At 59.3% G+C, this 23,902-nt stretch carries 17 protein-coding genes and 1 tRNA gene; 5 read left to right on the forward strand and 13 right to left on the reverse strand.

Annotated elements, in window-relative coordinates; all coding sequences use genetic code 11:
- Positions 1 to 133: 133 nt before the first annotated feature.
- Both ACQRBR_RS01850 and ACQRBR_RS01855 read right to left on the reverse strand, forming a co-directional pair.
- The gene (locus ACQRBR_RS01850) at positions 134 to 1,219 is read right to left on the reverse strand and encodes a hypothetical protein (RefSeq protein ID WP_427812158.1); all 1,086 of its coding nucleotides are present in this window, start codon (positions 1,217 to 1,219) and stop codon (positions 134 to 136) included.
- A 251-nt stretch (positions 1,220 to 1,470) separates the two neighbouring features.
- A complete protein-coding gene (locus tag ACQRBR_RS01855) occupies positions 1,471 to 2,622 on the reverse strand; it encodes a tyrosine-type recombinase/integrase (RefSeq protein ID WP_427812159.1) in 1,152 nt (383 codons plus the stop codon).
- A 197-nt stretch (positions 2,623 to 2,819) separates the two neighbouring features.
- Here ACQRBR_RS01855 and ACQRBR_RS01860 point away from each other — a divergent pair.
- Positions 2,820 to 2,900, forward strand: a tRNA-Glu gene (locus tag ACQRBR_RS01860).
- Between the two features lie 390 nt (positions 2,901 to 3,290).
- On the opposite strand, the gene ACQRBR_RS01865 is transcribed toward ACQRBR_RS01860, so the two are convergent.
- The 8 genes from ACQRBR_RS01865 to ACQRBR_RS01900 form a co-directional block, all read right to left on the reverse strand.
- Positions 3,291 to 3,635 carry a hypothetical protein gene (locus ACQRBR_RS01865; RefSeq protein WP_303878629.1) on the reverse strand — a complete coding sequence of 115 codons (345 nt, stop codon included), beginning with the start codon at positions 3,633 to 3,635 and terminating at the stop codon, positions 3,291 to 3,293.
- A gap of 444 nt (positions 3,636 to 4,079) precedes the next feature.
- A complete protein-coding gene (locus tag ACQRBR_RS01870; protein WP_427812160.1) occupies positions 4,080 to 4,991 on the reverse strand; it encodes a glycyl-radical enzyme activating protein in 912 nt (303 codons plus the stop codon).
- 64 nt (positions 4,992 to 5,055) lie between these two features.
- Positions 5,056 to 7,548 carry a (2S)-3-sulfopropanediol dehydratase gene (gene hpsG / locus ACQRBR_RS01875; protein WP_427812161.1) on the reverse strand — a complete coding sequence of 831 codons (2,493 nt, stop codon included), beginning with the start codon at positions 7,546 to 7,548 and terminating at the stop codon, positions 5,056 to 5,058.
- Between the two features lie 54 nt (positions 7,549 to 7,602).
- Complete coding sequence (locus ACQRBR_RS01880) at positions 7,603 to 9,003, reverse strand: MFS transporter (RefSeq protein WP_303878615.1); 1,401 nt, start codon at positions 9,001 to 9,003, stop codon at positions 7,603 to 7,605.
- Between the two features lie 13 nt (positions 9,004 to 9,016).
- Positions 9,017 to 10,663 carry an amidohydrolase gene (locus ACQRBR_RS01885; protein ID WP_427812162.1) on the reverse strand — a complete coding sequence of 549 codons (1,647 nt, stop codon included), beginning with the start codon at positions 10,661 to 10,663 and terminating at the stop codon, positions 9,017 to 9,019.
- A 416-nt stretch (positions 10,664 to 11,079) separates the two neighbouring features.
- Entirely contained in the window at positions 11,080 to 13,512 is a 2,433-nt protein-coding gene (locus tag ACQRBR_RS01890) for a pyruvate formate lyase family protein (RefSeq protein ID WP_427812163.1), read from the reverse strand.
- Positions 13,512 to 14,495 carry a glycyl-radical enzyme activating protein gene (locus tag ACQRBR_RS01895; protein WP_427812164.1) on the reverse strand — a complete coding sequence of 328 codons (984 nt, stop codon included), beginning with the start codon at positions 14,493 to 14,495 and terminating at the stop codon, positions 13,512 to 13,514. The genes ACQRBR_RS01890 and ACQRBR_RS01895 overlap by 1 nt, the downstream gene beginning before the upstream one ends.
- On the reverse strand, positions 14,495 to 16,234 hold the full coding sequence (locus ACQRBR_RS01900) for a sigma 54-interacting transcriptional regulator (RefSeq protein WP_321127891.1): 1,740 nt from the start codon (positions 16,232 to 16,234) through the stop codon (positions 14,495 to 14,497). The genes ACQRBR_RS01895 and ACQRBR_RS01900 overlap by 1 nt, the downstream gene beginning before the upstream one ends.
- A 414-nt stretch (positions 16,235 to 16,648) precedes the next feature.
- Between ACQRBR_RS01900 and ACQRBR_RS01905 the strand changes: the two genes are divergently transcribed.
- From ACQRBR_RS01905 to ACQRBR_RS01920, 4 genes are all read left to right on the forward strand, one after another.
- On the forward strand, positions 16,649 to 17,818 hold the full coding sequence (locus tag ACQRBR_RS01905; protein WP_427812165.1) for an MFS transporter: 1,170 nt from the start codon (positions 16,649 to 16,651) through the stop codon (positions 17,816 to 17,818).
- A gap of 9 nt (positions 17,819 to 17,827) precedes the next feature.
- Positions 17,828 to 18,667 (forward strand): amidohydrolase family protein, encoded by an 840-nt coding sequence (locus tag ACQRBR_RS01910; RefSeq protein WP_303878586.1) that lies wholly within the window; start codon positions 17,828 to 17,830, stop codon positions 18,665 to 18,667.
- Between the two features lie 38 nt (positions 18,668 to 18,705).
- Complete coding sequence (locus ACQRBR_RS01915; RefSeq protein ID WP_427812166.1) at positions 18,706 to 19,863, forward strand: iron-containing alcohol dehydrogenase; 1,158 nt, start codon at positions 18,706 to 18,708, stop codon at positions 19,861 to 19,863.
- 476 nt (positions 19,864 to 20,339) lie between these two features.
- Positions 20,340 to 21,965 (forward strand): bifunctional metallophosphatase/5'-nucleotidase, encoded by a 1,626-nt coding sequence (locus tag ACQRBR_RS01920; protein ID WP_427812258.1) that lies wholly within the window; start codon positions 20,340 to 20,342, stop codon positions 21,963 to 21,965.
- Positions 21,966 to 22,259: 294 nt separating this feature from the next.
- On the opposite strand, the gene ACQRBR_RS01925 is transcribed toward ACQRBR_RS01920, so the two are convergent.
- The 3 genes from ACQRBR_RS01925 to ACQRBR_RS01935 form a co-directional block, all read right to left on the reverse strand.
- Positions 22,260 to 22,982, reverse strand: a complete 723-nt coding sequence (locus ACQRBR_RS01925) for a lytic transglycosylase domain-containing protein (protein WP_427812167.1) — start codon at positions 22,980 to 22,982, stop codon at positions 22,260 to 22,262.
- A gap of 99 nt (positions 22,983 to 23,081) precedes the next feature.
- A complete protein-coding gene (locus tag ACQRBR_RS01930; protein WP_321031707.1) occupies positions 23,082 to 23,537 on the reverse strand; it encodes an ATP-binding protein in 456 nt (151 codons plus the stop codon).
- Positions 23,538 to 23,556: 19 nt separating this feature from the next.
- Positions 23,557 to 23,895 (reverse strand): STAS domain-containing protein, encoded by a 339-nt coding sequence (locus ACQRBR_RS01935; RefSeq protein WP_168936127.1) that lies wholly within the window; start codon positions 23,893 to 23,895, stop codon positions 23,557 to 23,559.
- Positions 23,896 to 23,902 lie beyond the last annotated feature (7 nt).

Consider the following 23,902-nt stretch of genomic DNA (forward strand, 5'->3'; position numbering starts at 1 on the left):
ACAGCGGACAAAAAAGAATCTCCGGGTTCTGTCCAAACCCGGAGATTCTTTGAAAGAGAAGGCTATTTCAACAGGTTGCAAAATATCACGTTCTGTTCATCACACTATATTCATGGAAACAGGCCTCAGAGAATCAGCGTGCTTTTCCTGCTCCCGGCGTCTTTCTGGCATGTCTGCCAAGTGCAGCCCGGATAATTTCCATCGCCCACCCATCCAGCGCATAGGGAGTTCCGCTTTCCTTTTTCCTGCCGGTGGAAAGCAGTGCTTCAATGTCCCCCTTTAGTTCCGGGTGTTGGGAAAGCTTCTCTTCAAAAGCCTGCTGTATTTCCGTACGTGTGTAGGCGGTATCAGGCTCTGCATCTCTCAACAGACGCTCAATCGTCGGGACAGCAACACGCCAGAATGGAATTTTTCTGATATCGCGGGTTTCCTGCCCCTTTCCGTCCCGTGCCTGCAATGTTTGCTGTTTTCTTTGCAGCTCCCTGTTTTCCTCATGCAGCGCAGCAAGTTCCTCCTGCTGCTTCCGGCAGCTCTCCCTTTCGAGAATGAGCGAAGCCTCAAGACCTTCTGCCTGCTTCTTCAGATTTGCGATGGTGGATACATGCGCCGCAATAAGCTGATCCTGATAACTGCTTTTCAGTGCAACAAAGTCTTCCACAGCAAGGCAAAGCGTCTGCCTGCCAAGGCAACGCTCAAGTGTGGCCATATCTCTCATGCCCGCATTGAAAGAGTATGGATAGAATCTGGCTTTCACATGCTCTTTTACCGGATCAATCAAGGGCTCAGCAGAAATATAAAAGGGCAGCGTATAGCGTATGGCAATATCGAAAGCCCTGCCGGGATCGGCAATCCCCAGTTCATTCATGCAAAATTTAAATTCAACAGCCTTGTCGAGCATCACGGGCGTTGACCAGTTCCCATGCCCTGCCCAGCGGATAATCCGCCATGCAACAAATCCGCAGGCAAGAAGTAATGCCGCATAGAGGGTAAAAACATGATCTGTCCGTGCTGCAATCAGCTGTTGCAAGACAGGAAAATTTTCCTTTACGATAAGGTCTTCGTTACAGGCACGCTCAATCAGGGATAAAAAGGTATACTTATCTATATGATCAAGAAGAAATGCAAGAGAAGATGCAATACACGCGTATACAAGAAAAGCAAACGTTTTCTGCAAGGTCCCTTTCTGCAACAGGGTAAGTTTTTTATCGGATCGTTCCATATATTTCCTGAATATCTGAAGGGAGAGTGTTCCTGCCGGTCAGCAGCGGGTAAAAATTCCCCCCGGAGCCAGCGTCGCAGCTCCCGGATGCCGAAGCCGCGCAGGGCTGGCAAGGGGAAAAGCGCAGCGGCCCTTGCCAGACTGAGCAGAGCAGGCAGAAAGGAGCCAGACGCCCGGGGAGAATTCCCCCTGGTGAAGCTGAAGCTGCCTTTCCTGCCTGCATTCTGTCAACTGTTACAGGAAAACTCACATTATCCCTGCGTTTCCACTGAGCCAAACAAGCCGGAAGCGACTTCGGAGGCCTTGCGCAGGGCATCATCATGCAAGTGAGCATAGCGCTGCGTCATCTGCGGGCTGGAGTGTGTCAGCAGCTTTTGCAGCTCGTACATGGAAACCTGCCCGGAACTGGCCAGCCAGGAAGCAAAGGAATGGCGCAAGCCATGCAAGGGGCGGAAAGATTCCGGCAATCCCGCTTTTCTCTTTATACGTTTCAGAAAGGGCGTGATATTCCCGCGCGGTTTGTCATCATAGCGGCCGGGAAAGACATAGGGGCTGCGTGTCTGTGGCACAGAGGAAAGAATGGCTCTGGCCTGCTCATTCATGGGGATAGTCTCGGTTTTCCCCTTTTTGGCCACTTCTCCGCGTAACGTGATGAAACCGCGTTCAAAATCCACATCCTGCCATTGCAGATTGAGAATGGCTCCGCGTCGCATACCGGTAAACAGTGCCAGACGAACCAGCGAAGCCAGCGTCTGATCCGGTTCCTCATCCAGAGCCTGCAAGAGCTTTCGAGCCTGTTCCGGTGTCAGGTTTTCCGTCACCTTGTTGTCAACCGTCGGCATGGAAATATGCAATGTGCCGGGAATCGCCTCCACATAGCCCTTGCGCAAGGCAAAATTCAGCAGGCGTTTGATCAGCGTCAGGACATGCTTGACTGTCTGCGGGGATTTTCCGGCCTTTTCCAGACGGGAACGCAGTCTGTCAATGTCGTGAACAGTCAGCTCCGGGATGCTCTTTTTACCCAGTGCCGGGGCAATGTGCAGCGAATAACGGATGCGATCATCCTTGATGGTGCGGTTGGCGCTCTTGGCTTCTGCAAAAAGGGCCCAAATCCTGTTAAAGGAGTACCGGGATTCCTCAGCCTGTCGTGCGGCTCGGGCGGCGGCTCTTTTTTCGCCATTGGAGGCATCCTTGCCTTCGATACGCAGGCCCCGGATGGAGGCAGCCTTGGCGGCGGTCATATTGTCACGATACTGCCCGCCGACTTTTTCCTCAATGAGCTTTCCCTGCTTACGATAGCGGATATAGTAGATTTTTTCTGTGCCGTGTCCTGCTGCCCGGAGGACCTCCACGAAATAGACGCCTGCATACCCAACAACTGACTGCCGCTTTCTGCTTGCCATACCGACCTTTACCCTGTTTGACGCTCCATGCCCCACATATGCGCAGCATGATGCAGCTTAACATATTGAAAATAAGGATGTTCCTCATTTTCATCTGCCCCACACCATGCCCCACAGGCAGCATAAAGTCCAGTCGATGTCGGCGGCTTTTTAGCGAATAAAAACTTCTTTAATCAATTGAAATATAAGATTTTATCAAAGTTTATCAAAGTAGGTAAATCCCACTGCAACGGCCTTTCACGCCGTCGACAGGGGTTCAAATCCCCTTGGGGACGCCAACGAAATCATGCCCTTACGAGAAATCGTAAGGGCTTTTTTCGTTTTAAGGCATTTTCAAAAAATACCCGTAGTATCATTTCCAGCGACTATTCAGCTGCGATCCCTCCCTACCACACTCTCCCAGACATGCTACTCCGGCTGCCGTGTAATCCGGTACTACGAATATAGCGGGACACCTTCCCCCTGCCGCGCTGAAAACTCCTCTCTAAAAAACGGCAACGCTGAGACGCATCCTTATGTCATCATCTCATTTATCATACCTTGCTACCGCACCGCACACGCTACCGTCTCCACAAACCATACATAAAAACGGCATACCCGCTCTGCAGGCATGCCGTCATATTCCAAAATCACTCTCCCCTGCGCCCAATATTGGGCGCACAGGAGGGCTACTCTTCAATACCGCACAATTTCCGTACGTCCTTTTGCGGAAGGCTGGTATCACGCGTCACCAGCTTATAGGACTTCTGCTCTCCAAGGGCATTGATGAGCAACAACCTGTCTTCGCCTTTCTTATCAAGATAGCAGGGAACGTCCGAGTTATCGACAAAGATCTCTACTCTTTCATCAGTCTCCTTGCTTATCCTATACTTGAAGCCGTATATCTTTTCTTCGTTGACCTTCATGAAGATGGAGGGCATCTCTTCAAGCTGCCACCAGCCGCGAATATCAAAAGCGAATGCATTCAAAGGTATCGCCAACATCATAAGCAGCAGCACTAACACGTTTTTCACAGTATTCTCCTCAAGTTAGTCAGTAGTTATTTTCTTGTTATATACAAAAGACAATATTTTCTGTATCAACAAAAAATACTTCCTTTATTATTTACCCAAATTTGTCTTCTTCCCTTTTCTGTCTGCCGACGGCAGCGATAGCAAAAAGAGGGAAATATTTCAAGGGTGCTACCATTAAAATAACTGCCCAATTTTAAATGTAATTTATTTATTTTAGCCATTCAAACTTAACTTAGACACGCTTCTCTCGGAAAAACTTACGCGACAAATAGCAATCATAGACAGCATAACATTGATAATAAAAAATGAATTCTATGTTCTTCATATAGCCTGTACATGTATTCTTACCAACATATCCCCATATGCAAAAATAAAAAAATCCTCCAATGCTGACAGCACTGGAGGATTTACCATCCGGCAGATGGACGGCATTTTAAGCGAACATCAGTCCTTTTCCGGGAAAACTTCCTCGACGATACCCCGCAGGCGCGCCAGGATCCCGGCATCCACCTGAGCAGGGCCGCCATAGGGATATTCCCTGCCCAAAAAGCGGTATTTCTGCTCACCCATACGGTGGTAGGGCAAAAGCTCGTAATGGACGGCATCCATGGAACGGGCCAGTTCGATGATACGCCGGATCAGCTCTTCGTCATCATTGATACCGGGGATGAGCGGCGTACGCAGGTGGATGGGCAGATGCGGATACGCCCTCCGCACAGCCGCAAGGTTGCGCAGGATGCGCTCATTGCCCATGCCGGTCGCCTTTTTGTGGGCCTCGCTATCCAGATGCTTGATGTCGAACAAAAGGTAGTCGAGCTTGCCGCAGGCGGCAAGGATGGTCTCTTCCGGGGCCTGACCGCAACTTTCCATGGCGGTATGCACGGCCCGGTGTTCCGCCTCTTCCAGGATGGAGAGGCAAAAATCTCCCTGCTGCAACGGCTCGCCGCCGCTCAGGGTCAGGCCGCCACCGGAGCGGGAGTAAAAGGCGGCATCTTCCTCCACCTTGTCCAGCACTTCGCGGGCCGTCATGGTCTTGCCGTAAAAGGTCAGCGCCTGTCCCGGACAAACCTCCGCACAGGCACGGCAGGCGGGATCGCAGCGTTCCCTGTCCCGATGGATGCCGTCCTGCTCAAGGCGCAGAGCCTGTTGCGGACAGGTAGCCACACAGCGCCCGCAGCCAAGGCATTTGTCCGCATTGTACGCCAGTTGCGGGGCGGCCTCCTGGGATTCGGGATTGCTGCACCACAGACAGCGCAGCGGACAGCCCTTGAGGAAGACCAGCGTCCGTATGCCCGGCCCGTCATGCACGGAATAGCGCTGGATGTTGAAAACGGTGCCGCAATTCTTGTCCGACATGGCATCTCTCCCGAAAGGCGGAAGGGGGCCGAAGCCCCCTCCCTGAGGTTGGATTGGCGATTTACTAGACCTGCTCGTGCTGGGTACGGGCGATGAGGTCGTCCTGCAGATCCTTGGACAGTTCCGTGAAGTAGGCGCTGTAGCCCGCGATGCGGACGATGAGGCCGCGGTACTTTTCCGGATCCTTCTGGGCGTTGACCAGGGTCTGGCGGTTGACCACGTTGAACTGCACATGCCACAGCCGCAGGTCAACGAAGGCGCGGATGAAGCTCACCAGCTTGCGGGTACCTTCCTTGCCGGCCAGGCAGCTGGGGGTGAACTTGATGTTCAGCAGGCGGGCGGCACGCTGGAACATGTTGTAGTTCTTGGAGTTGAAGTTGGAAAGCAGCACCGCGGTAGGCCCGTTGACGTCGGCACCGTGCGAAGCGGAAGACCCGTCGGACAGCGGCGTCCAGGCCTTACGGCCGTTGGGCGTGGCGGAGACCACGCGGCCGAAGGGCACATGCGAGGTAAAGGGCACCATACGGAAGTCGCACTTGATGCCCAGACGGGGCGCGTACTTCTTGCTGAATTCCTGGGCCAGGCGGTCGATCTCCAGACCGATGCTGTCGGCGTAATCATCGTTGTTGCCGTAGCAGGGGGCGCTCTGCAGCATCTTGCGGACGTCTTCCTTGCCTTCGAAGTTGCATTCCAGCGCGTCCAGCAGTTCCTGCATGGTCAGCTTCTTGTCGTCAAAGACCAGCTTGCGGACAGCCGACAGGGAGTCGATGGCCGTACTGTAGCCCAGGCATTCGAAGTAGCCGAGATCCAGGCCGCCTTCGTAATGGTGATCCTGGTGCAGGTCCACGCATTCCTTCATGGCCAGCACGTGCAGGGCGTCGGAGATGGGCGTGGCAAAGTGCTGCGCGCGGGCCTTGATGATGTGGTACTGCTGCATGAAGGCGTGACGCATCAGGTAGTTCTGCTGGGTGGCATAGGCCTGCCAGAACTCTTCCCAGGTGGTGAAGTTGCGCACGTCACCGGTCTCCACGGTCAGCAGCTCATCGCCGTACTTCTTCATGCGGCCGTTGTAGAGCACCAATTCCACGGCGGCACCAAAGTTCATCTGGGCATGGCCGCTGGTGTAGGTGTCCACGCGGGGCATACGGATCTCGGCGCAGCCGGAAGCGGCATAGTCATAGATGTCTTCCAGGGGCGCGCCCTTGGCCAGATGCAGGGGGATGATCTCGTCGTCATTGAGCAGCTTGGGGAAGCCGCAGCCCTGCTTGATCATCTCGGCCACAGCGGTCAGGAAGCGCTCGGGAGAACGGCTGTGCACACGGGCGGCCAAATCGGGATAATGCAGGGGGCATTCCCGCTTGGAACGCATGATGATGTAGGACAGCTCGTTGGTGGCGTCGCGGCCGTCGCGGGTCTGGCCGCCCACGGTCACGGCTTCCCAGTGGGAATAGCCTTCATGCGTGGCCTTGTTGTAGGGCGTGATGGCCAAGTCCAGACACTGAGCCATGCTGGCCCACATGCACTGGAAGAGCTCGATGGCGCCTTCTTCGTCGATGCGGCCTTCGGCCAGGTCCTTCTGGTAGTAGGGCCAGAAAAGCTGGTCCATGCGGCCGTTGGTGGGGTTGGAGCTGATCTTCTGCTCCAGGCGGGCAAAAGCCTGGGTGAACCAGTGGGCCTGGATGGCTTCATGGAAGGTGCGCGGCGGGTTCTCGGGCACCCATTCGCAGTTGGAAGCGATGGTCATCAGTTCCTGCTTGCGGCGGGGATCGGTCTCTTCGGCGGCCTTGCGGCGAGCCAGTTCCGCATGGCGGCGGGCCCAGGTAACGATACCTTCACTGACGGTGACGATGGCCTCCAGGTAGGGACGCTTTTCGCTCTGGTCCACCGGATCGTCGGGGTCCAGTTCGGCCATGCGGGCCAAGGCTTCTTCACGGATGCCCTTGAAGCCCAGCTTGAACAGGCGTTCCCAGTCCAGGCACCACTGCAGGCTGGAACGGTTGGAGGCCGTTTCGCAGCAGATGTAGCGGGAGATATAACCGCCCTTGTCGGCATAAGCCAGGCGGTGGGACTCGGGATCAAGACGGCTGTTCAGATCCTGATGGAAGGTCTTGTCCTTCCAGTAGGGGGTGATGATCTCTTCCACGGCGCGGGCGTCTTCGGCGTTGACGTCGAAGGGAGAAGCCTCGTGGCCGGGCAGTTCCTTGAGGGCGGACGCCTGATAGTCGCCGTCCAGTTCGGGATACAGGATGCCGTAACGGGCGCCCTGCTGGCCGCAACGGCCGGCGATGAGCTGGTCATCGTCGATGTAGACGGTCATGTTCTCACCGATGTGCTTGAGGGCCTTGGCCCAGCGCAGCACCAGCAGTTCGCCTTCGGTCTGCTTCATGGATTCGGTGAACAGCAGGGCGCGCTCCACGTCGATATGGGGCTTTTTGCCTTCAAAGGCAGCCACCAGACGGTACAGGCGGGGATGCTTTTCAGCATAGGGATTGCTCTTGCCGGCGATGGTATCGAGAAGGAGCTGTTCCTGTTCGGAATAAGTGCAGGCACACGACATGGTATGTTCCTCCAGGGCCCGCAGGCCCGTTGTTTGTTCTTGTTGTACGATCCTCTACTTGCCGCTGGAGCTGCCCGTGGCGTCCACGCTCTTGCCCATGGTCTCCTGTCCCCAGATGGCCAGGAGCGCCGTGGAGACGAGGTAGCAGATGGCCAGGAACCAGAACACCGCGTGCTGGTTGCCGGAAGCGATGAGGAAGGCGATGAAGTAGGCCGCCAGCACGCCGCCGCAGATGCGGCTCACGGCTTCGCCGAGACCGGCGCCCGTACCGCGCAGTTCCGTGGGATACTGTTCGGCGATGTAGAGCTTGCAGATGGAGAAGATGGCATTGCCGAAGAAGGCCAGGGCCGTCCCTACGATGAGCCAGGCATTGAGGCTTTCCACCATGGTCAGCAGGATGCTACAACCGGCGGTCAGCAGGGCCAGAATGATGTACATGGGCTTGCGGCCGTACTTTTCGATCATGTGGCCGCAGACCATGCCGGCCACGGCACCGATGGCCATCATCAGGCCGCCCATCAGCACGGAGCTGGACATCTGGAAGCCCTTGCCCGTGAGGATGGTGGGTGCATAGACCATGACCACATACCAGAACACCAGGGCGGCCGAGAACATGGAGTAGGACACGATGGTGCGGCTCAGGTACGGGGGCTTGAAGAGCATGGTCCAGCTGACCTTGGGCTTGTTGCCGGAGCGGGCTTCGTTCACGGCAGCCAGGATGGTGGGATCCATGTAGTTCTTGTCATGCTCCATGCCCAGGCTGCTTTCCAGACGCTCCACCAGGGCCTCGGCTTCGTCATGACGGTTGTGGCGCATGAGCCAGCGGGGAGATTCCGGCATGTACTTGTGGATGAAGTACAGCATCACGATGGGCATACCGCCCACGAGGAAGGGCAGCTTCCAGGCCACTTCCAGCGGGAAGGTGGCCACGGCCCAGGCGCCGAAGGAAGACGGCAGCACATAGGAGAGCACGAGGATGGAATTGCAGTAGGCGAAAGTGACGCCGCGCTGCTTGGCCCCCACCAGTTCGGAGATGTACAGATACGGGATAGGGAAGACGGCGCCCGAACCAAGGCCGCTCAGGAAGCGCATGGCCACGACCCAGTAGAAGTTCTCCATCAGGGGGCCCATGAAGGTGAAGACCGTGAAGATGAACACGGCCCAGAAAAGGACGCGCTTGCGGCCATAACGGTCAGAGAGGAAGCCGCAGCTGAAGGTGCCCAGCACCACACCGATGGTGGAACAGGTGGCCAGCAGGCCGGTCTCCGCCGGGCCGAGGTTCCAGATCTGCTTGAGGACCAGCACGGTCTGGCCGATCAGGCCCAGGTCAAAGGCTTCCACCACGCTCACCGCGGCCAGCACGGCGATGATCTTCAGCATTTCGCTTTTGACCGGCAGGCGGTCGAAGCGGGACAGGCAATTGGCCTCGCGATGTATCAGGGACTGGTTTTCCATGATCTCCTCCATCCTAGGAGCGGCTGTACACGACATCGCCGCCCACATAGGTGCGCAGCACGGCAATGTCCTTGATATGTTCGGGGGCGACCTTCAGGGGGTTCTCGGCCAGCAGGACCATGTCGGCGTACTTGCCGGGCGTCAGGGAACCCTTCACATGCTCCTCGAAGTTGAGGAAAGCAGCATGGATGGTCACGGCCTTGAGGGCCGACATGACCGTCACGGCCTGGTCAGGCCCGTACACGGTGCCCTTGCGGCTGGTGCGGGTCACGGCCGTGCAGACCTGGATCAGGGGATCCACCGGCGTGATGGGGGCGTCGGTATGCAGGTTGTAGGGCAGGCCCAGTTCATCAGCGTCATGGCAGGGGCAGAAGCGGGCCACGCGGTCCGCGCCCACATAACCGGCATGGATCTCGCCCCAGTGGTACAGGGGGCTGATGAAGAAGCAGGGATAGGCCCCGGCAGCCTTGAGACGCTGCAGCTGGCTGTAGCTGGGATACTGGCAATGGATGACCAGGTGCCGCGCGTTGGGACGGGGATGGAGCTGCTGCAGGCGCTCGTAGGCCTGGGTCACGATTTCGATGCCACCGTCGCCATTGGCATGGATGGCGATCTGCCAGCCGGCCTTGTGGATGGGCAGGATCTTTTCCACCAGCTCGTCCACGGTATAGAGGAATTCACCACGGTAATCCGCGCCCTTGGCAGGATCCACGAAGGGATAGGGCTCCAGGAAGTAGCCGGTGTGCCCACGCGGATCCCCGTCGGCCCACAGCTTGGCCGCGCCCATGGTCACCCGGCCGTTGCCGGAAAGATCCGTGCCGGGCACATGGTTGGGATACGGAGCCAGGCGGCTCATGTCATTGGCGCGGATGAAAAGCACGGTACGAATGGTCAGGGTGCCGTCGTGTGCGCAGTCCAGGACCAGCTCGGTCACCTTGTGGCCCAGTTCCGCATCCATGGGGGAAAAGGCCGGGCCACCCTGCGCCGTGGTGATGCCGCAGGAGGCATAGCGGGCACTGTCGTCAGCCAGGGCCGCACGCATCTCGTCCAGCGTGAAGCCGGGGATGTGCTTGCGCACCAGGGTCTGGGCCGGGATGCCTTCCAGGATGCCGTTGGGCTCGCCCTGGGCATCACGGCCGATGATTCCGCCGGCCGGATCGGGCGTATCACGGGTGATGCCCGCGATCTCCAGGGCCTTGCTGTTGGCGATGCCCGTATGACCCGTCACATGGCGGAAAAAGATGGGAACGTCCGTGGAAACTTCATCCAGGATCTCGCGGGTGGGGTAACACTGCTCCACCATGCCCTTTTCGTCGAAGCTGTGCCCGACGACCCACTGGGAGGGACGGTCGTCTTGCAGCTTGCGACGCAGGCTCTCCTTGAGGGCTTCCATATTCTCCACGGCACAGTCGGCCGCATACAGGCGGTTCATGCCGCCGCTGCAAAAATGGCTGTGCCCGTCGATGAATCCCGGCAGCAGCGTGCCCCCTTCCAGAGAGACCAGGTCGGCGTCATCGCCCACAGCCTGCTTCACATCCTTCAGGGAGCCCGTGGCCACTATACGCCCGTCCATCACGGCCAGCGCTTCGACCTGGGGGAAGTCCGCATCCATGGTCAGGATGGTACCGTCATGGTAAATGGTGATCTTATGGTTTGCCATTGGGAAACTCCTGTTGATTTCTTGGTCTGTTATAAGCAAAGGCTGTGCCACAAAAATAACAAGCAATATTTTCAATATGTTAAAAAACGATTCCACCAATATTTCTCTTCCATATTGCAACATTGCAATATGGAAGGCCTTCAAAAAGCCTGCATGCCTGCAAAATTGCAGCATATCCCTATAAGAACAAATAAAATAAATAAAAACAAATAGTTATATTATTTATTTCGATTTTGCAATATCGTACAAATGCAATATAGAAATAAATAATAATTATTTATTGCAGATAAACTGGACTAGTCCGTGGGAAAAACGGGCAAAATCGATCCGATCAGGGCCTTACGACACAAAAAAAGAGGGACGCTGTGCGTCCCCCTTTTCTGCGTATAAGGAAAAGCTTCACATGATACAGGCCATCAGAGCGGCGTGTCCTGCTCCGTCGTATCCCGCAGCAATTCTGCCTGTGCCTCCGGCCGCAGCGGCCCCGGAAGGGCCGCATAGCCCTCGAAAGGCATCATCTGGGCATAGAATTTTTCTTTGTCGTTGCGGGCGGCCAGCAGCTGCAGGGCATCCTGCATACAGATGTTGAGGTGCCAGTGCTTCTGACGGCTCCAGGTCCTGACGAAGGACGCCATCCTGGCACAGCCGTCCTCACCGGCCACGGCACGCGGCGGTATATAAATGTCCAGCATGCGGGCGGCACGGGCCAGACCCTGCTCATATTTGCAGGCGGCCACGGAATGCAGAATCGCCGTATAGCCGTTGCGGGCACAGCCCGCCCCCGGTGAGACCCCCGCAGAAAGTGCGTCACCGGCCCGGCGCCCGTCAGGTGTGGCGCCCGTGACGCCCCCCATGGCCCGATGGCTGGTCACCGGTACATAAAAGACCTCGGGAGTGCCGCCGTAATAATTAAGATGGCGGCCGCAGAATTCGACCATGAAACGGTCGAGCCTGGCAGCGATGTCATCGACCCTGTCATCCTGATTGCCGAACTTGGGGGCGGCCAGGCAATACTGGCGTTCCAGCTCGAAGCCTTCAAAGTTGTTTTTGAGGGCCTCCAGAAGTCGGGCCATATCCAGAACACGCCGCTCATAGACCAACCAGCGGATGGCCGCCAACGAATCCACCACTGTCGCGAACCCGGTAGGGCCGATCTGCCCGCCCAGGATCAGGGCGCCTTCCAGCCTGCCCACGTTAATGTCCCTGCCCTGCTCCATGCAGAGATCATGCAGACTGGAAAGCAGTGGTGCCGCCACATGGGCGGGCCGCAGGGTATCCGCTACATACTGCTGGATGAGGACCTGCTCCAGGATGAAGGAAAGCTGGGCGAAAAAGGCTTCTTCAAAAGCCGTGTAGGTGCTGAACGTGCACGGATCGCCGGTCTCCAGTCCCAGACGGCCGCTTCCTTCCATGCTGCAATGCCCGTTGTACAACACCATCTCGAGAACGGCTGCCAGATTGAACCAGGTGGTGCCGGTCAGATAGGTCGTCCGGTTGATCAGGCGGACCTCACTGCAGCCGGAACCGCTGTAGTCGCGTGCCTCCTCAAGGCTCGCCCCTTTCCTCACGAACAGATCGATGATCTCGACATCATTCATGAATTTCGGGCCGCGCCCCTCACGGATGGCGGCACAGGCCGCCCGCAGCAGATCTTCCGGCGTGCCCTCATGGATCCGCAGGCTGAGGTCGGGGTAATCCAGCGGGAACTCGCGCCGGGAACGCAGCAGCAGCCAGGAAAGTTCGTTGGTGGCATCACTGCCGTCCGCCAGCTGCCCTCCGATGCAGGTATGTTCCCAGTGGGCGTTGCCCTCATAGATCTGGATCCCGGCCGCCGTCGGCTGGACACGTACGAACTGAGCCATATTCAGCCACAGACAATCCAGCAGCTCCAGGGCCTGCTCTTCATCCAGGCGGCCCTCCTCCCTGTCCTTTTTGTAAAAAGGATACAGGTACTGATCCATGCGCCCGTTGCTGATGATGCCGCCGTGCAGTTGTTCCAGACGCGACACCAGCTGCGTGAACCACTGGGCCTGCAAAGCCTCATGGAACGTGCGGGCGGGCTGCCAGGGCACATGCTCACAAATGGCCGCGATGCGCTCCAGCTCGCCACGGCGCACGGCATCGCCACAGTCTGCCGCCTGCTGCCGGGCAAGTGCGGCATAACGGCAGGCAAAGCTCCGGATGCCTTCGCATAGGATCATCACCGCCCGGTAGAAAGGCGCCTTGTCCCAGTTGTTGGCCGGGTCGTTGATGTCCAGCGCGTCCAGACGCCGGGCGGCCTCCTGATAGATGCCGCAAAAGCCCCGTTGCAGGACCTTGCCGTAATCCAGAACCCATTGCAGAGAATGGCGGACCGTGGCTGTTTCGTGGATGATGAAGGACGGCACATAGATGTCCCCATCCTTGTAAAGAAGTCTGCGCAGATGCAGGGGCACCGCATCGGCCAGGCTTTCCCGGAAAGTTCTGCCGGCCCAGAAGGGCAGCAACTCATCGCGGATGACGGCGATATCCTGCGCAGAAAAATGATGCGGCATATCTTCCGCCGATTCCAGCAGGCTGCCGGCAGTGGCAAAATAGGCTCCTTCCAGTTCGGGATAAAGAATGCCGTAGAGTCCCTCTGGCCCGCCTCTGCCCACGATGAGCTCGTCGGGCAGGATCTGAACATCTATGTTCTCCATGACATGCGCCAGGGCCTTGGCCCAGCGCACCACCAGCGGCAGGTGCTCCGTGGTACGGAACGAGCGGGTGAAATAACGTGCCCTGTCCACCGACAGGCGAGGCACCTGGCCCGCGAAACGCGACAATATGCGGGCCGTACGTGCCCGCGGACTCGTCATGGCAGTCTTCATCACGCCTCCCCTTCTGCCCGTCCGTGCCGCGCCTCACGGCGGCAGGCGGCCACCACGGCCCGCAGCTCCCGCAACTGGGCACTGTCGGGCCCAACGCTGGCCAGCTGGGAACGAACCATCCCGAGTTGGGCATATTTTTCTTCCCCTACCGGCAGACACGGCAACAGCTCGTGGCGCGTCACCGTAGGCAGCTGAGCCACATGGCGGGCCATGTCCCGGATATCTGCCTCATTGTCATTGAAGCCCCGGACGACCGGTGTCCTGACCCAGAGGGGCAAGGCCGGGAACTCACGCACAATCCTGTCCAGATTCTCCAGTATCCGGCTGTTGTCCATATGGGTGAACGCCCGGTGCTGGCGACTGTCCAGATGCTTGAGGTCAAATATCAGCAAGTCGCAATGCTGCAGGGCGGTCCTGTTCTCCGGGGCGTCCAGGTCGAACCAGCCGCAGGTCTCGATGGCGGTATGCAGCCCCTTCTGGCGGGCCAGCGTCATGACCGCTGCTGCCAGGGCAGGCCGAACCAGCGGTTCACCGCCGCTCAGGGTCAGCCCTCCGCCGGAGGTACTGTAAAAGTCCCTGTCCTTTTCCGCTTCCTGCACGATCTCCGCGGCCGTCATGGCCCGCCCTACCAGCGAAAGCGCCCCCGAGGGACAGACTCGCGTACACTCCCCGCAGACGCGGCAAAGCTGCCGCCGTACCACGGGCCTGCCGTCCGTGTCCGGCCCCGGCGGGACGATTCCCCCCGAGCTGCATACGTCCAGACACCTGCCGCAAGCCGACGCCCCGATGCAGAACTGCGGCACATAGCGCAATTCCTGCTGAAAATGCAGGCTCTCGGCATTGTAGCACCACGGGCAGCGCAAGGGGCAGCCCTTAAGATAGACCGTCGTCCGCCAGCCGGGCCCGTCCTGTACGGCCCCCCGCTGTATATGGGAGACCAGGACCATCTCTCTGGAAAGGTTTTCCACTGCTTCCCCTGCCATCACGCCTTACCTTCCTGTCCCATATTGTGCTGCGCGAGCTTGCGCCATAGGGTGGTGGGATGCATCCCCAGCATCTGGGCCGCCTCATGCATGGTCGCGCAACGTTGCAGCGCCTGCCGCAGGCATTCTTCCTCCACAGCAAAAAGGATGTCCTTCAAGGGTTTGCCGTGCTGGTAGACAAGGCTTGCGGCATCCCCCTCCTGCTCGACCGGGGCTGCCGCCTGCACAGGGCTCCCCTGCCGCATGGAAAGGGGCAGATCGTCGGGCCGCAGGACATTGCCTTCGGACATGACCAGCATCCATTCCATGATATTGCCCAGCTCCCGGGCATTGCCCGGAAAGGGGTGGGAAAGCAGCAGGTCGATGACTTCGGGAGAAAGGCGCTTCTGGCAGCCATGCCGGGCGTTATGTCTGTCCAACATGTCCAGGGCCAGCGCATAGATATCTTCCTTGCGTTCCCGCAATGGCGGGATCAGGATCGGGATGACGTTGAGCCGGTAGAAAAGGTCCTTGCGGAACCTCCCCTGCTCCACATCCTCGGCCAGGTTCCTGTTGGTGGCCGCCACGATGCGGACATCCACGGAAACGGGCTTCGTCCCCCCCACCCGCAGGAAGGCGTGTTTATCCAGGGCTTCCAGCAGCTTGACTTGCATGGGCAGGGGAAGTTCACCGATCTCGTCAAAAAAGACCGTGCCGCCGTGAGCCGCCTCCAGCAGACCTGTCTTGCCCTTAGGATTGGCACCGCTGAAGGCCCCGCGTTCATAGCCGAAAAGCTCGCTCTCCATGAGCTGTTCGGGGATGGCGCCACAGTTGATGGAGACGAACGGCCCGTTCTTTCGGGGCGAAAGCCTATGCACGATGGCCGCCAGCATACTCTTGCCCACGCCGGATTCGCCCTGCAGAAGAACGGAGCTGTCCGTCTGGCTGACCTTGATGGCCCTGTCGACCACGCGCCGTATGGCCGCGCTGCGGACGACCATGCCCACTTCCTGGGTCACCTGACTGAAGATATCGCCCCCGTGCGCCACGGCTTCCGCCTCTTCAGCGCTCCGGCGGCTATCTTCCAGCTGCTGGCGCACATAGTCGAAGCGCTCCAGATCCATGAGCGAGACCACGACGAAGCGGGGCTTTTTATGGTTATCCAGCGAGGGGACCGACCACAGCAGCAAGGGCCGCCCCTGGCAGCGGGCGATGCTCTGGGCAGGCAGAGCCCGCTGGAGACAGTGCGCGACCTCCACGGACAGTTCGGGAAAATCCTTTTCCAGCTCGCGAACGTTGCGCCCCTGCAAGCTGTCACGCTCCATGCCGCACAAGCGACAGCAGGGAGCATTGACCCGCAGGATGCGCCCTTCCGCATCTGTTACCAGTACGGCCTGCGGCAGGGCCTCCAGCAATCCTTTCAGCTGGCTGTCCAGCTCCCGATACGCTCCCAGCTGGCGCACCACAGCATCCAGCGATGAGATCTCCTGCATGGCGCAGACCACGCCCGCCACCTTGCCGTTCTGCAAGATGGGCAGCCGGTTGGCCACCACCGTGGCCGCAGGCAGGTGCATGGTCTGCCCCAGCAGGGGCTTTCCCGATGTCAGCACCCGCTTGGCCTCCACCCAGTCAGCGGCATTGAAATCCGACAGCGGATATCCGGGGAAAGGCGTCTCGCCCCCCTGGTAAAAACGCCTCATGCTTTTATTGACGGCAATGATGCTGCCGCTGGCGTCCACCACAAGGACACCATCGCTCATGGCATCCAGGATGGGCATAAGGGGGACAAGCTGCTGCGGTAAAAGTTGAATACCCGTAGAACTCATGGCAGGCCCTGAAAAAATTGGAGATATGTCACGGAACATGCCGTCAGGCCAGACCGGCCCCGGCTGTTTTTTTCGATGATACTGCATCCATGCAAATTGTGAAGACTTTCTTTTACTGTAGAAAGCCATCATGCATCTATGCAATGCAAAAATGCAATATATTCCCCGCCCTTTTTCTTTTACTTCTATGGGATATATGCTTTGAAAAATTATTTTTATAAATATTATAAATTAGTTATGTATAAAAAATAGACGTAAAGATTCATGGCGGCACTCTTTTTGCTTTGCCGCTCCGCAACGGGGAGATCCTGCCAGCCTCCCCCAAACCATGCGGAGGAAGCAGCCCCCATGTCCACATGTTCACCGGCCCCCAGCCTGGGCAAGGTGGAATTCCTTGTCCTGCTCTGGACGACCTTTGCGGCCTTTGCCGCCCTCTATGGTCCCCAGCCCCTGCTGCCGGTCATCCAGCAGCATTTCGGGGTCGGCAGCCAGTCCGCCAGTCTGCTCATGACGCTGGCCATCCTGCCGCTGGGGCTGGCACCGATCTGCTACGGCTATATCCTCAACCTGTGCAGCACCCGCCGTCTTTTGCAGATGACCACCGGCCTGTGCGCCCTTGTCCTTTTGACCGCCTCGTTCACCACGGCCTTCTGGCAATTGCTGGTACTGCGTACTTTGGCCGGCCTCCTGATCCCTGCCATACTGCTGGCCCTGATGACACATATTTCCCTGCACAGCCGTCAGGAATCCTTGCAGCGGGCCATGACCATCTACACCACGACGACCATGTTCGGGGCCTTTCTGGGCAGGATAGGCTCCGGCTTCATCGCCAGCTGGCTTGGCTGGCAGACAGCCTTCCTGACCTATGCCATCCTGCTGGCCTCTGTGCTGCCCTGTCTCCTGTTCGTGCAGCAGACCCGGAGCACACAGCATGACGTTTTTTCTCCGGTACATCTGTTACGGGTGTTGCGCCAGCCGGGCCTGTTGCTGCTTATGCTCATCGGCCCCCTGTGCATCTTCGCCCATGCGTCTGTCCTGAACCTGGCGCCCTTCCGCATGCGGGAACTCCTGCCCGATGCCGGCAGTTGGGCTACAGGCCTGCTCTATGTCCCTGCTTTCATCTGTTCCCTGCTGGGAATTTTCTCCAAGCGGGTCATGCACCTGTTGCACGGCGAGATGCGCACTATCCGTTGCGGCGTCCTTATCTTCCTCGCCTCTGTCCCGATCCTGCTCCCTTCGAGCCCGCTTTCTCTGCTCCTGGCCATATTCGGCATGACGGCCGGCTTCGTACTGGTCTACACCACGCTGCCCGGCGTGGTGAACCGCATGAGCCAGGCCGAAAAAAACATGACCAACGGCGTCTATCTTTCCATTTATTACACCTTCAGCGCCCTGGGGACCTGGCTGCCTGTCCTGGTCTACAGCCACTTCGGCATCATTCCTTATGTCCTCTGCCTCACGGGCGTCTTCGCTCTGGCCCTTTCCCTCGTCCGCAAGAACCTCACCATCAACCTGTAAGAGAACATCATGAAGATCATCGACTTCCGCTATCGCCCCAGCACCCGCGCCTCTCTCGACAGTGTCATCAAAAACCCCGTGTATTGCGAATACATCAAAAAGACGGATTTCTGCTCCCGCCCCGAGAAGAGCCTGCCGGAATGCATCGACGAACTGCGCGGTCTCGACATCGCCAAGGCTGTCGTCTCCGGGCGCGACATCGAATCCACCTATGCCATCAAAAGCACCAACGACGACGTGCTGCAATGCATGGCGGCAGCGCCCGACCTGTTCATCGGCTTCTGGGCCTATGATCCCCACAAGGGCATGACGGCGGTGCGCCGCTTCCGCAAGGCCGTTCTCGAAGACGGTATCCGCGGTGCCGCCATCGACGCCGCCATGGCTCACTGCGCTGTGGACGATGCCAAATTCTATCCGCTGTATGCCATGTGCTGCGAATTCGACATCCCCGTCATCATGACCGCCGGTCTTTCCCCCTTCATGCCCAAGGTCGTCCTGGATTCCACCGATCCCCGCCACATCGACCGCGTGGCCACCGACTTCCCCGAACTGAAGATCCTGCTCAGCCACGGCGGCTATCCCTGGGTGCTGGAGGCCATCGCCCTGGTCCTGCGCCACAGCAATGTCTACATGGATTTCTCCACCTGCGAATCCAAGCTGATGGGGCAGAACTACATCCAGGCCGCCAACGAATACATCACGGACAAAGTCGTCTTTGCCAGCGCCAATCCCTTCGTGGAAGTTCACAAGGCCGTCGAAAAATATCAGCGCCTCGACCTTACTGAAGAATGCCGTCGCAAACTCTTTTATGAGAACGGCATGAAGCTGCTGGGCCTCAGCAGCCTGTAGGCAGGCATACAGGAACCATCAACATCTGAGAGAACACCATGGATATCACGACGTTCAAGATCTGTCGCCGTATCGTCAACGGATGCGGCAGCTTTTACGGGAATATCGCCGAAGAGGCCGCCTCGCTGAACGGCCACAAGATTTTTCTGGTCTGCGACCCCATCCTGGCCAAGCTGGGCCTGACGGAAAAGACCGCTGCCCTGCTGCGTGAAAAAGGCTTTGAGGTGGCGATCCATGCCGATGTGGAACCCGAACCCCGGGTGGAGAGCGTTCTGGCTGCCGCCGAACAGGCCCGTGCCTTTGGTGCCGACTGCGTCATCGGTATCGGTGGCGGCTCCTCGCTGGATACCGCCAAGACCTGCTCCGTGCTGCTGGGCAACCAGCAGGATATCCGCGAACTGTACGGTATCGAGAAAGTGGCCAAGCCGGGGGCGCCCCTGATCCTCGTCCCCACTTCCGCCGGTACGGGGAGCGAAGTCACGGACATCGCCATCCTCTCCGACGAAGCCGCCCAGCTGAAAATGGGCATCGTCAGCCGCCATATGCTGCCCGCCAGCGTGATCCTGGATCCCGAACTGACCCTGAGCCTTCCCAAGGGCCCCACCGCCGCCAGCGGCATGGATGCCCTCATCCACGCCATGGAAGCCTACACCTCGATCCATGCCACGCCTCTCACCGACATGTGGGCGGAACATGCCATCGCCCTCATCGCTCCCAACCTGCGCAAGGCCTGGGCCCGCGGTGAGGACATCCAGGCCCGGCAGGCCATGTTGACCGGCAGCTTCTATGCCGGTGTGGCTTTCTGCAATGCGGGCGTCACGGCCGTGCATGCCTTCGCCTACCCCATCGGCGCGCGTTACCACATCCCACACGGCCTGGCCAATACCCTGATGCTTCTGCCTGTCTTCCGCTTCAATATGGTGGGCAACATGGAACGCTTTGCCCGACTGGCCGCCATGTTGGGAGAAAACACCACCGGCTTGAGCCCCGAAAAGGCCGCCGGTCGCTGCCTCGATGCTCTGGAAAGCCTGGCCCGCGACCTGCAGGTGCCCCGTCATCTCGCCGACTATGGCGTCACGCCCGACGATGTGCCCGTGCTGGCCGAATCCGTGCTGCAGGTGACCCGTCTGCTGGGCAACAATCCGCGCAGCGTCTCGCTGCAGGATGCCGTCAACATCTACCGGGAAGCGCTTTAACGCCTTCCCCTGTCCGGCTTGACCGGCAGACTGTCAGCCATACACACCCTTCGCCCTGACCAGACCTCATGTCCAACGGCACTTGCAGTCATGCAGGTGCCGTTTTTTCTTCCCCGACTCTCCTCCCGGAACAACGCATGCGGCGCTACAGGGAGACCGCCAGCAAGTTGCCCCGCTACCGACCTGCCATGCTCTTCCCTTTTGCGGGCTCCCCATATAACAATCTTCGGGGCGCGGGAGCGGATTTCTATCCCGTCCATGCATACCGTCCGGTGCGGCCCCCTGCCTCAAGGGACGCACAGGCACATTGGCTGTGTACGACCAGATTCAGCATCAATCATGCAGCAGCTGCCTGCCCTCCCCTGCCAGGCCAACGATGAAGCTCCTCCCGGTCCACATTCATCGACGTCCGACACCTCCGCACATCAGGCAACATAAAGGATATATCCATGCATCACCTGCCACGGGAACGACAGATGTTTCTTCCGGTCACGGCCCTTCTCTGTGCCCTCTTCCTCATCGTGGCTGCCTGCTCTCCCGCACACCGCACGGCGTCGCCGAGTGATGGGCTGGAGTTGCGTCTCCTGCACGTGAACGATACCCACGCCTTCCTTGCCGGTATTGATGGACAGATGAACGCCTGTTTCGAGGCCACAGACTGCCGCGGCGGCCTGGCTCGCATCAGTGCAGCCATCCAGACTGCCCGGCAAGAACAGGACAACGTCATCGCCCTGGACGCGGGCGACCAGTTCCAGGGCACCCTGTTCTATAGCGTCAACAAGTGGCCCGTGATCGCCGCTGCGGACGCACTGCTGCCCTACGACGCCATGACCCTGGGTAATCATGAATTCGACGAGGGGTGCGACGAACTGGCCCGTTTCCTGGAGGCCCAGCCCCTGCCGGTACTGGCCGCCAATCTGACGCCGCAGCAGGGCTGCCCGCTGGCCGAGAGCCGCATACGCCCCTATCTTGTCCGGACGGTACGCGAGACCAGGGTGGGCATCATCGGGCTGGCCAATGACGAAGTCACCGGACTGGCGGCAGCCTGCCCCCGGACCACGTTCCGGGATGCACGGACAACCCTGCAGCAGTATGTCGCCGAACTGGAGGCACAGGGCATCCGGCATATCATCGTCGTGACCCATCTGGGGCTGGAACGGGACAGGGAGCTGGCCCGCAGCGTCAACGGCGTAGATGTCATCGTGGGCGGCCATACCCACACCTATCTCGGCCCCGGTTCCAAGGATGGTCCCTACCCCATCGTGGAACACGCACCGGACGGCGCTCCTGTCCTTGTGGTGACAGCCGCCCGTGCGACCCGCTATCTGGGGGATCTGAACATCACCTTCGATGCGACGGGCATTCCCGTGGCCTGGACAGGCGGCCCCAGGGAACTCGTCCCGGCCCTGCCGCAGGACGAGGCCATGACCCGTCTGGTGGCCAGCTACGCGGAAAGCCTGGAGCGCTATCGTAAAGAGATCGTGGGCCGCCACAGCGTGCGGATGCCGGACGGCATGGAAGCCTGCCGCAAGGGCGACTGCTTCAGCGGCCTGCTGACGGCAGACGCTTTTCTGGAATACGGAAGAAAACAGGGTGCCCGCCTGGCTCTGGTGAACGGCGGCGCCCTCCGGGCCTCCCTGCCCGCAGGCGACATTTCCCGGGGGGATCTGCTGGCCCTGCATCCCTTTGACGGTCAGGTGTATGTCCGCGAATATTCAGGCAAACAGATTATGGACGCTCTGGAACACGCCGTATCCGGGCCCGATGGGGAGGGGCCGCAGCTGTTGCAGGTAGCGGGCCTAGCCTATGAGGCGGACCCCAGCCGTCCTGCAGGTCGGCGCCTGCAGGACGTCCATATCGTGGACGAACGCGGCCAGCGGCAGGCACTGGATCCTCAGGCCCGTTATGGTGTGGTCCTGAGCGATTTTCTGGCGTCAGGCGGTGACGGTTTCGGGATGTTGCGGCAAGGCCGTCTGCTGGCCACCAGCCCCCTGTCCGTCAGGGAGCTGACGGGGGATTATATCCGGCGTCATTCCCCGCTGACGGCACCGCGAGGGGAACGTATCATCCTTGGCCGGGCAAACGGCCAGAGCCCGCAGTAAGCCGAGAAAGGACGCCAGACAGGCCCCTCGGAAAAATCGATATGGACAGGATACTCCCGAGAACTCCCGGATGCGCCGACAGACAGCTTAGCCTCCGGCCATGGAAAACAAGAGGCAAAAAGGAACGGAGGAAGCAGAAGGAAAAGAGAAGATAGATAGAGGAAGGCCACCGGTTCAGCGCCGGAAGGGCTTAGCTAAAGCACCAGGCGGCGAAGCTTGTGGCGGCCCCGCGTCAGCATAAAGGCTGGCAGAGGAGATGAGAGACGGCGGCAAGGGCTCCCGCCTTGCCTGTTCTTAAGAGTGCGTCGGCTGGTCCGCAGGAACGTTCCGGTTCCAGTAGACCAGGACGCGCCGGACGAATTCCTGCGTTTCAGGAAAAGGCGGGATACCGCCGTACTGCTCCACGCTGCCGGGCCCGGCATTGTAGGCCGCCAAGGCCAGCTCCACGGAGCCGAAGCGCTGCAACTGGTGCATCAAATACTGGGAACCGGCATAGACATTGGCCCGGGGATCAAAGGGGTCGATGAGCCCCAGCTCTTCTTGGGTATGGGGCATGATCTGCATGGCCCCCTGGGCCCCTACGGGTGAGACCGCAGTGTGGTCAAAAGAGGACTCGGCCTGGATGACCGCCAGGACAAGCCCCGCGTCAAGGCCGAAAATCTCCTCGGCCTCACGGGCCAGACGGCGCCATTCCTCAGGTGCAGGGGGCACGATGTCGTCATGGATCACCGGTGCGGACGGCGGACGAAAAGACGTACGCCGTACCGGAGCGGCAGCAAAAGCCTGCCGCGCGTCCCGGTCAGCCGCCGATACGGCGGCCACGGTCATGGTCTGGGGGGCAGGAGCCGTCATGGCCGCTGCGGTCTGCCGGGCATCGCCCAGGGCTTTTTTCTGCGGCAGGGAAGCGACCCGCACCATACGCGGCAGGACCTTCTGCTCCTGATATTCATGGGAAAGGATGCCCGTACCGGGCTGCAGAGGCACCGGCGGCAACGCCGCTTCCGGCGGAGGCGGCATGTGTCTGGACGTCCGGGAGCCACAGCCCCCGGCCGGCAAAAGGCACAGCAGCAGGCAAAACAAACAGAAAAAACGAAGGCAGCGGCTATCCTTCACGGCTCAATTTTCGTCGTGGGCAAGCTGGAAATAGAGTTCGATGGTATTGGTGCCGTCATCACCGCTGTAGCAGTGGTGCGCGGAAACGTTCTTGACCAGATGGACGCCCAGACCGCCGATGGGGCGATCCTCCGCAGCCAGCGACGTGTCCGGCGTGGCGGTCTCCATGAACGGATCGAAAGACGTGCCCCAGTCCCGTATCCAGACGCAGAGGAAGGGCGCGCTGTCCATGCTCACCCGCTTGAAGCCCAGTTCCATCTGCCCCCAGTGGGCGCTCCTGTCGCCTTCCTGCGGGCAGGTACCGGCATAGGCATAGGTGGCCACATTGACCAGCAGTTCTTCTACTGCCAGTTCCACGAAACCAAGGATGTCGGCATAGTCGGCGGCCAGGTGTTCACGCAGGAATTCCATGGCCGACGCGCAGCTGTCAACACGGGCGGGAAGCATGATTCTGGCCACAGCCTACCTCCTTGCCCTCTCAGCCGGCCAGAGCCGCAAGGGCTTCCTGCCGACTGTCCCGGACAGTCAGCATGGCGTTGAACCCGGAGATGCGGAACACTTCCGCCGTCATGGGCTGCAGGGAACAGAAGGCCAGCTTGCCGGCACAGGCCTTGAGCGCCTTGACTAGCCCCAGGATGCCCCGCAGACCGGCGGAGCTGATATATTCCAGCCGGGACATGTCGATGAGCAGACGCTGCTTGCCCGCTTCCAACAGCGCGCGGGTCGCGTTTTCGAATTCCGGTGTCGTCGTGGCGTCCATGCGGCCTGCAAGCTCCACGATGGCGATACCGTCCTGTTCCGTTACGATGACTTCCATAGAACCT

It is taken from the genome of Desulfovibrio sp. SGI.133 (assembly GCF_050313955.1).
GTDB lineage: Bacteria > Desulfobacterota > Desulfovibrionia > Desulfovibrionales > Desulfovibrionaceae > Desulfovibrio.

Excerpts from the sequence above, each read along its gene's own strand:
- ACQRBR_RS01895 (WP_427812164.1), bottom strand. The coding sequence starts at position 14,495 with ATGGCAGGGGAAGCAGTGGAAAACCTTTCCAGAGAGATGGTCCTGGTC.
- ACQRBR_RS01935 (WP_168936127.1), bottom strand. The coding sequence starts at position 23,895 with ATGGAAGTCATCGTAACGGAACAGGACGGTATCGCCATCGTGGAGCTT.
- ACQRBR_RS01915 (WP_427812166.1), top strand. The coding sequence starts at position 18,706 with ATGGATATCACGACGTTCAAGATCTGTCGCCGTATCGTCAACGGATGC.
- ACQRBR_RS01855 (WP_427812159.1), bottom strand. The coding sequence starts at position 2,622 with ATGGCAAGCAGAAAGCGGCAGTCAGTTGTTGGGTATGCAGGCGTCTAT.
- ACQRBR_RS01880 (WP_303878615.1), bottom strand. The coding sequence starts at position 9,003 with ATGGAAAACCAGTCCCTGATACATCGCGAGGCCAATTGCCTGTCCCGC.
- ACQRBR_RS01900 (WP_321127891.1), bottom strand. The coding sequence starts at position 16,234 with ATGAGCGATGGTGTCCTTGTGGTGGACGCCAGCGGCAGCATCATTGCC.
- ACQRBR_RS01870 (WP_427812160.1), bottom strand. The coding sequence starts at position 4,991 with ATGTCGGACAAGAATTGCGGCACCGTTTTCAACATCCAGCGCTATTCC.
- ACQRBR_RS01920 (WP_427812258.1), top strand. The coding sequence starts at position 20,340 with ATGTTTCTTCCGGTCACGGCCCTTCTCTGTGCCCTCTTCCTCATCGTG.
- ACQRBR_RS01890 (WP_427812163.1), bottom strand. The coding sequence starts at position 13,512 with ATGAAGACTGCCATGACGAGTCCGCGGGCACGTACGGCCCGCATATTG.
- ACQRBR_RS01905 (WP_427812165.1), top strand. The coding sequence starts at position 16,649 with ATGTCCACATGTTCACCGGCCCCCAGCCTGGGCAAGGTGGAATTCCTT.
- ACQRBR_RS01850 (WP_427812158.1), bottom strand. The coding sequence starts at position 1,219 with ATGGAACGATCCGATAAAAAACTTACCCTGTTGCAGAAAGGGACCTTG.
- ACQRBR_RS01885 (WP_427812162.1), bottom strand. The coding sequence starts at position 10,663 with ATGGCAAACCATAAGATCACCATTTACCATGACGGTACCATCCTGACC.
- ACQRBR_RS01925 (WP_427812167.1), bottom strand. The coding sequence starts at position 22,982 with ATGCCGCCTCCGCCGGAAGCGGCGTTGCCGCCGGTGCCTCTGCAGCCC.
- ACQRBR_RS01910 (WP_303878586.1), top strand. The coding sequence starts at position 17,828 with ATGAAGATCATCGACTTCCGCTATCGCCCCAGCACCCGCGCCTCTCTC.
- hpsG (WP_427812161.1), bottom strand. The coding sequence starts at position 7,548 with ATGTCGTGTGCCTGCACTTATTCCGAACAGGAACAGCTCCTTCTCGAT.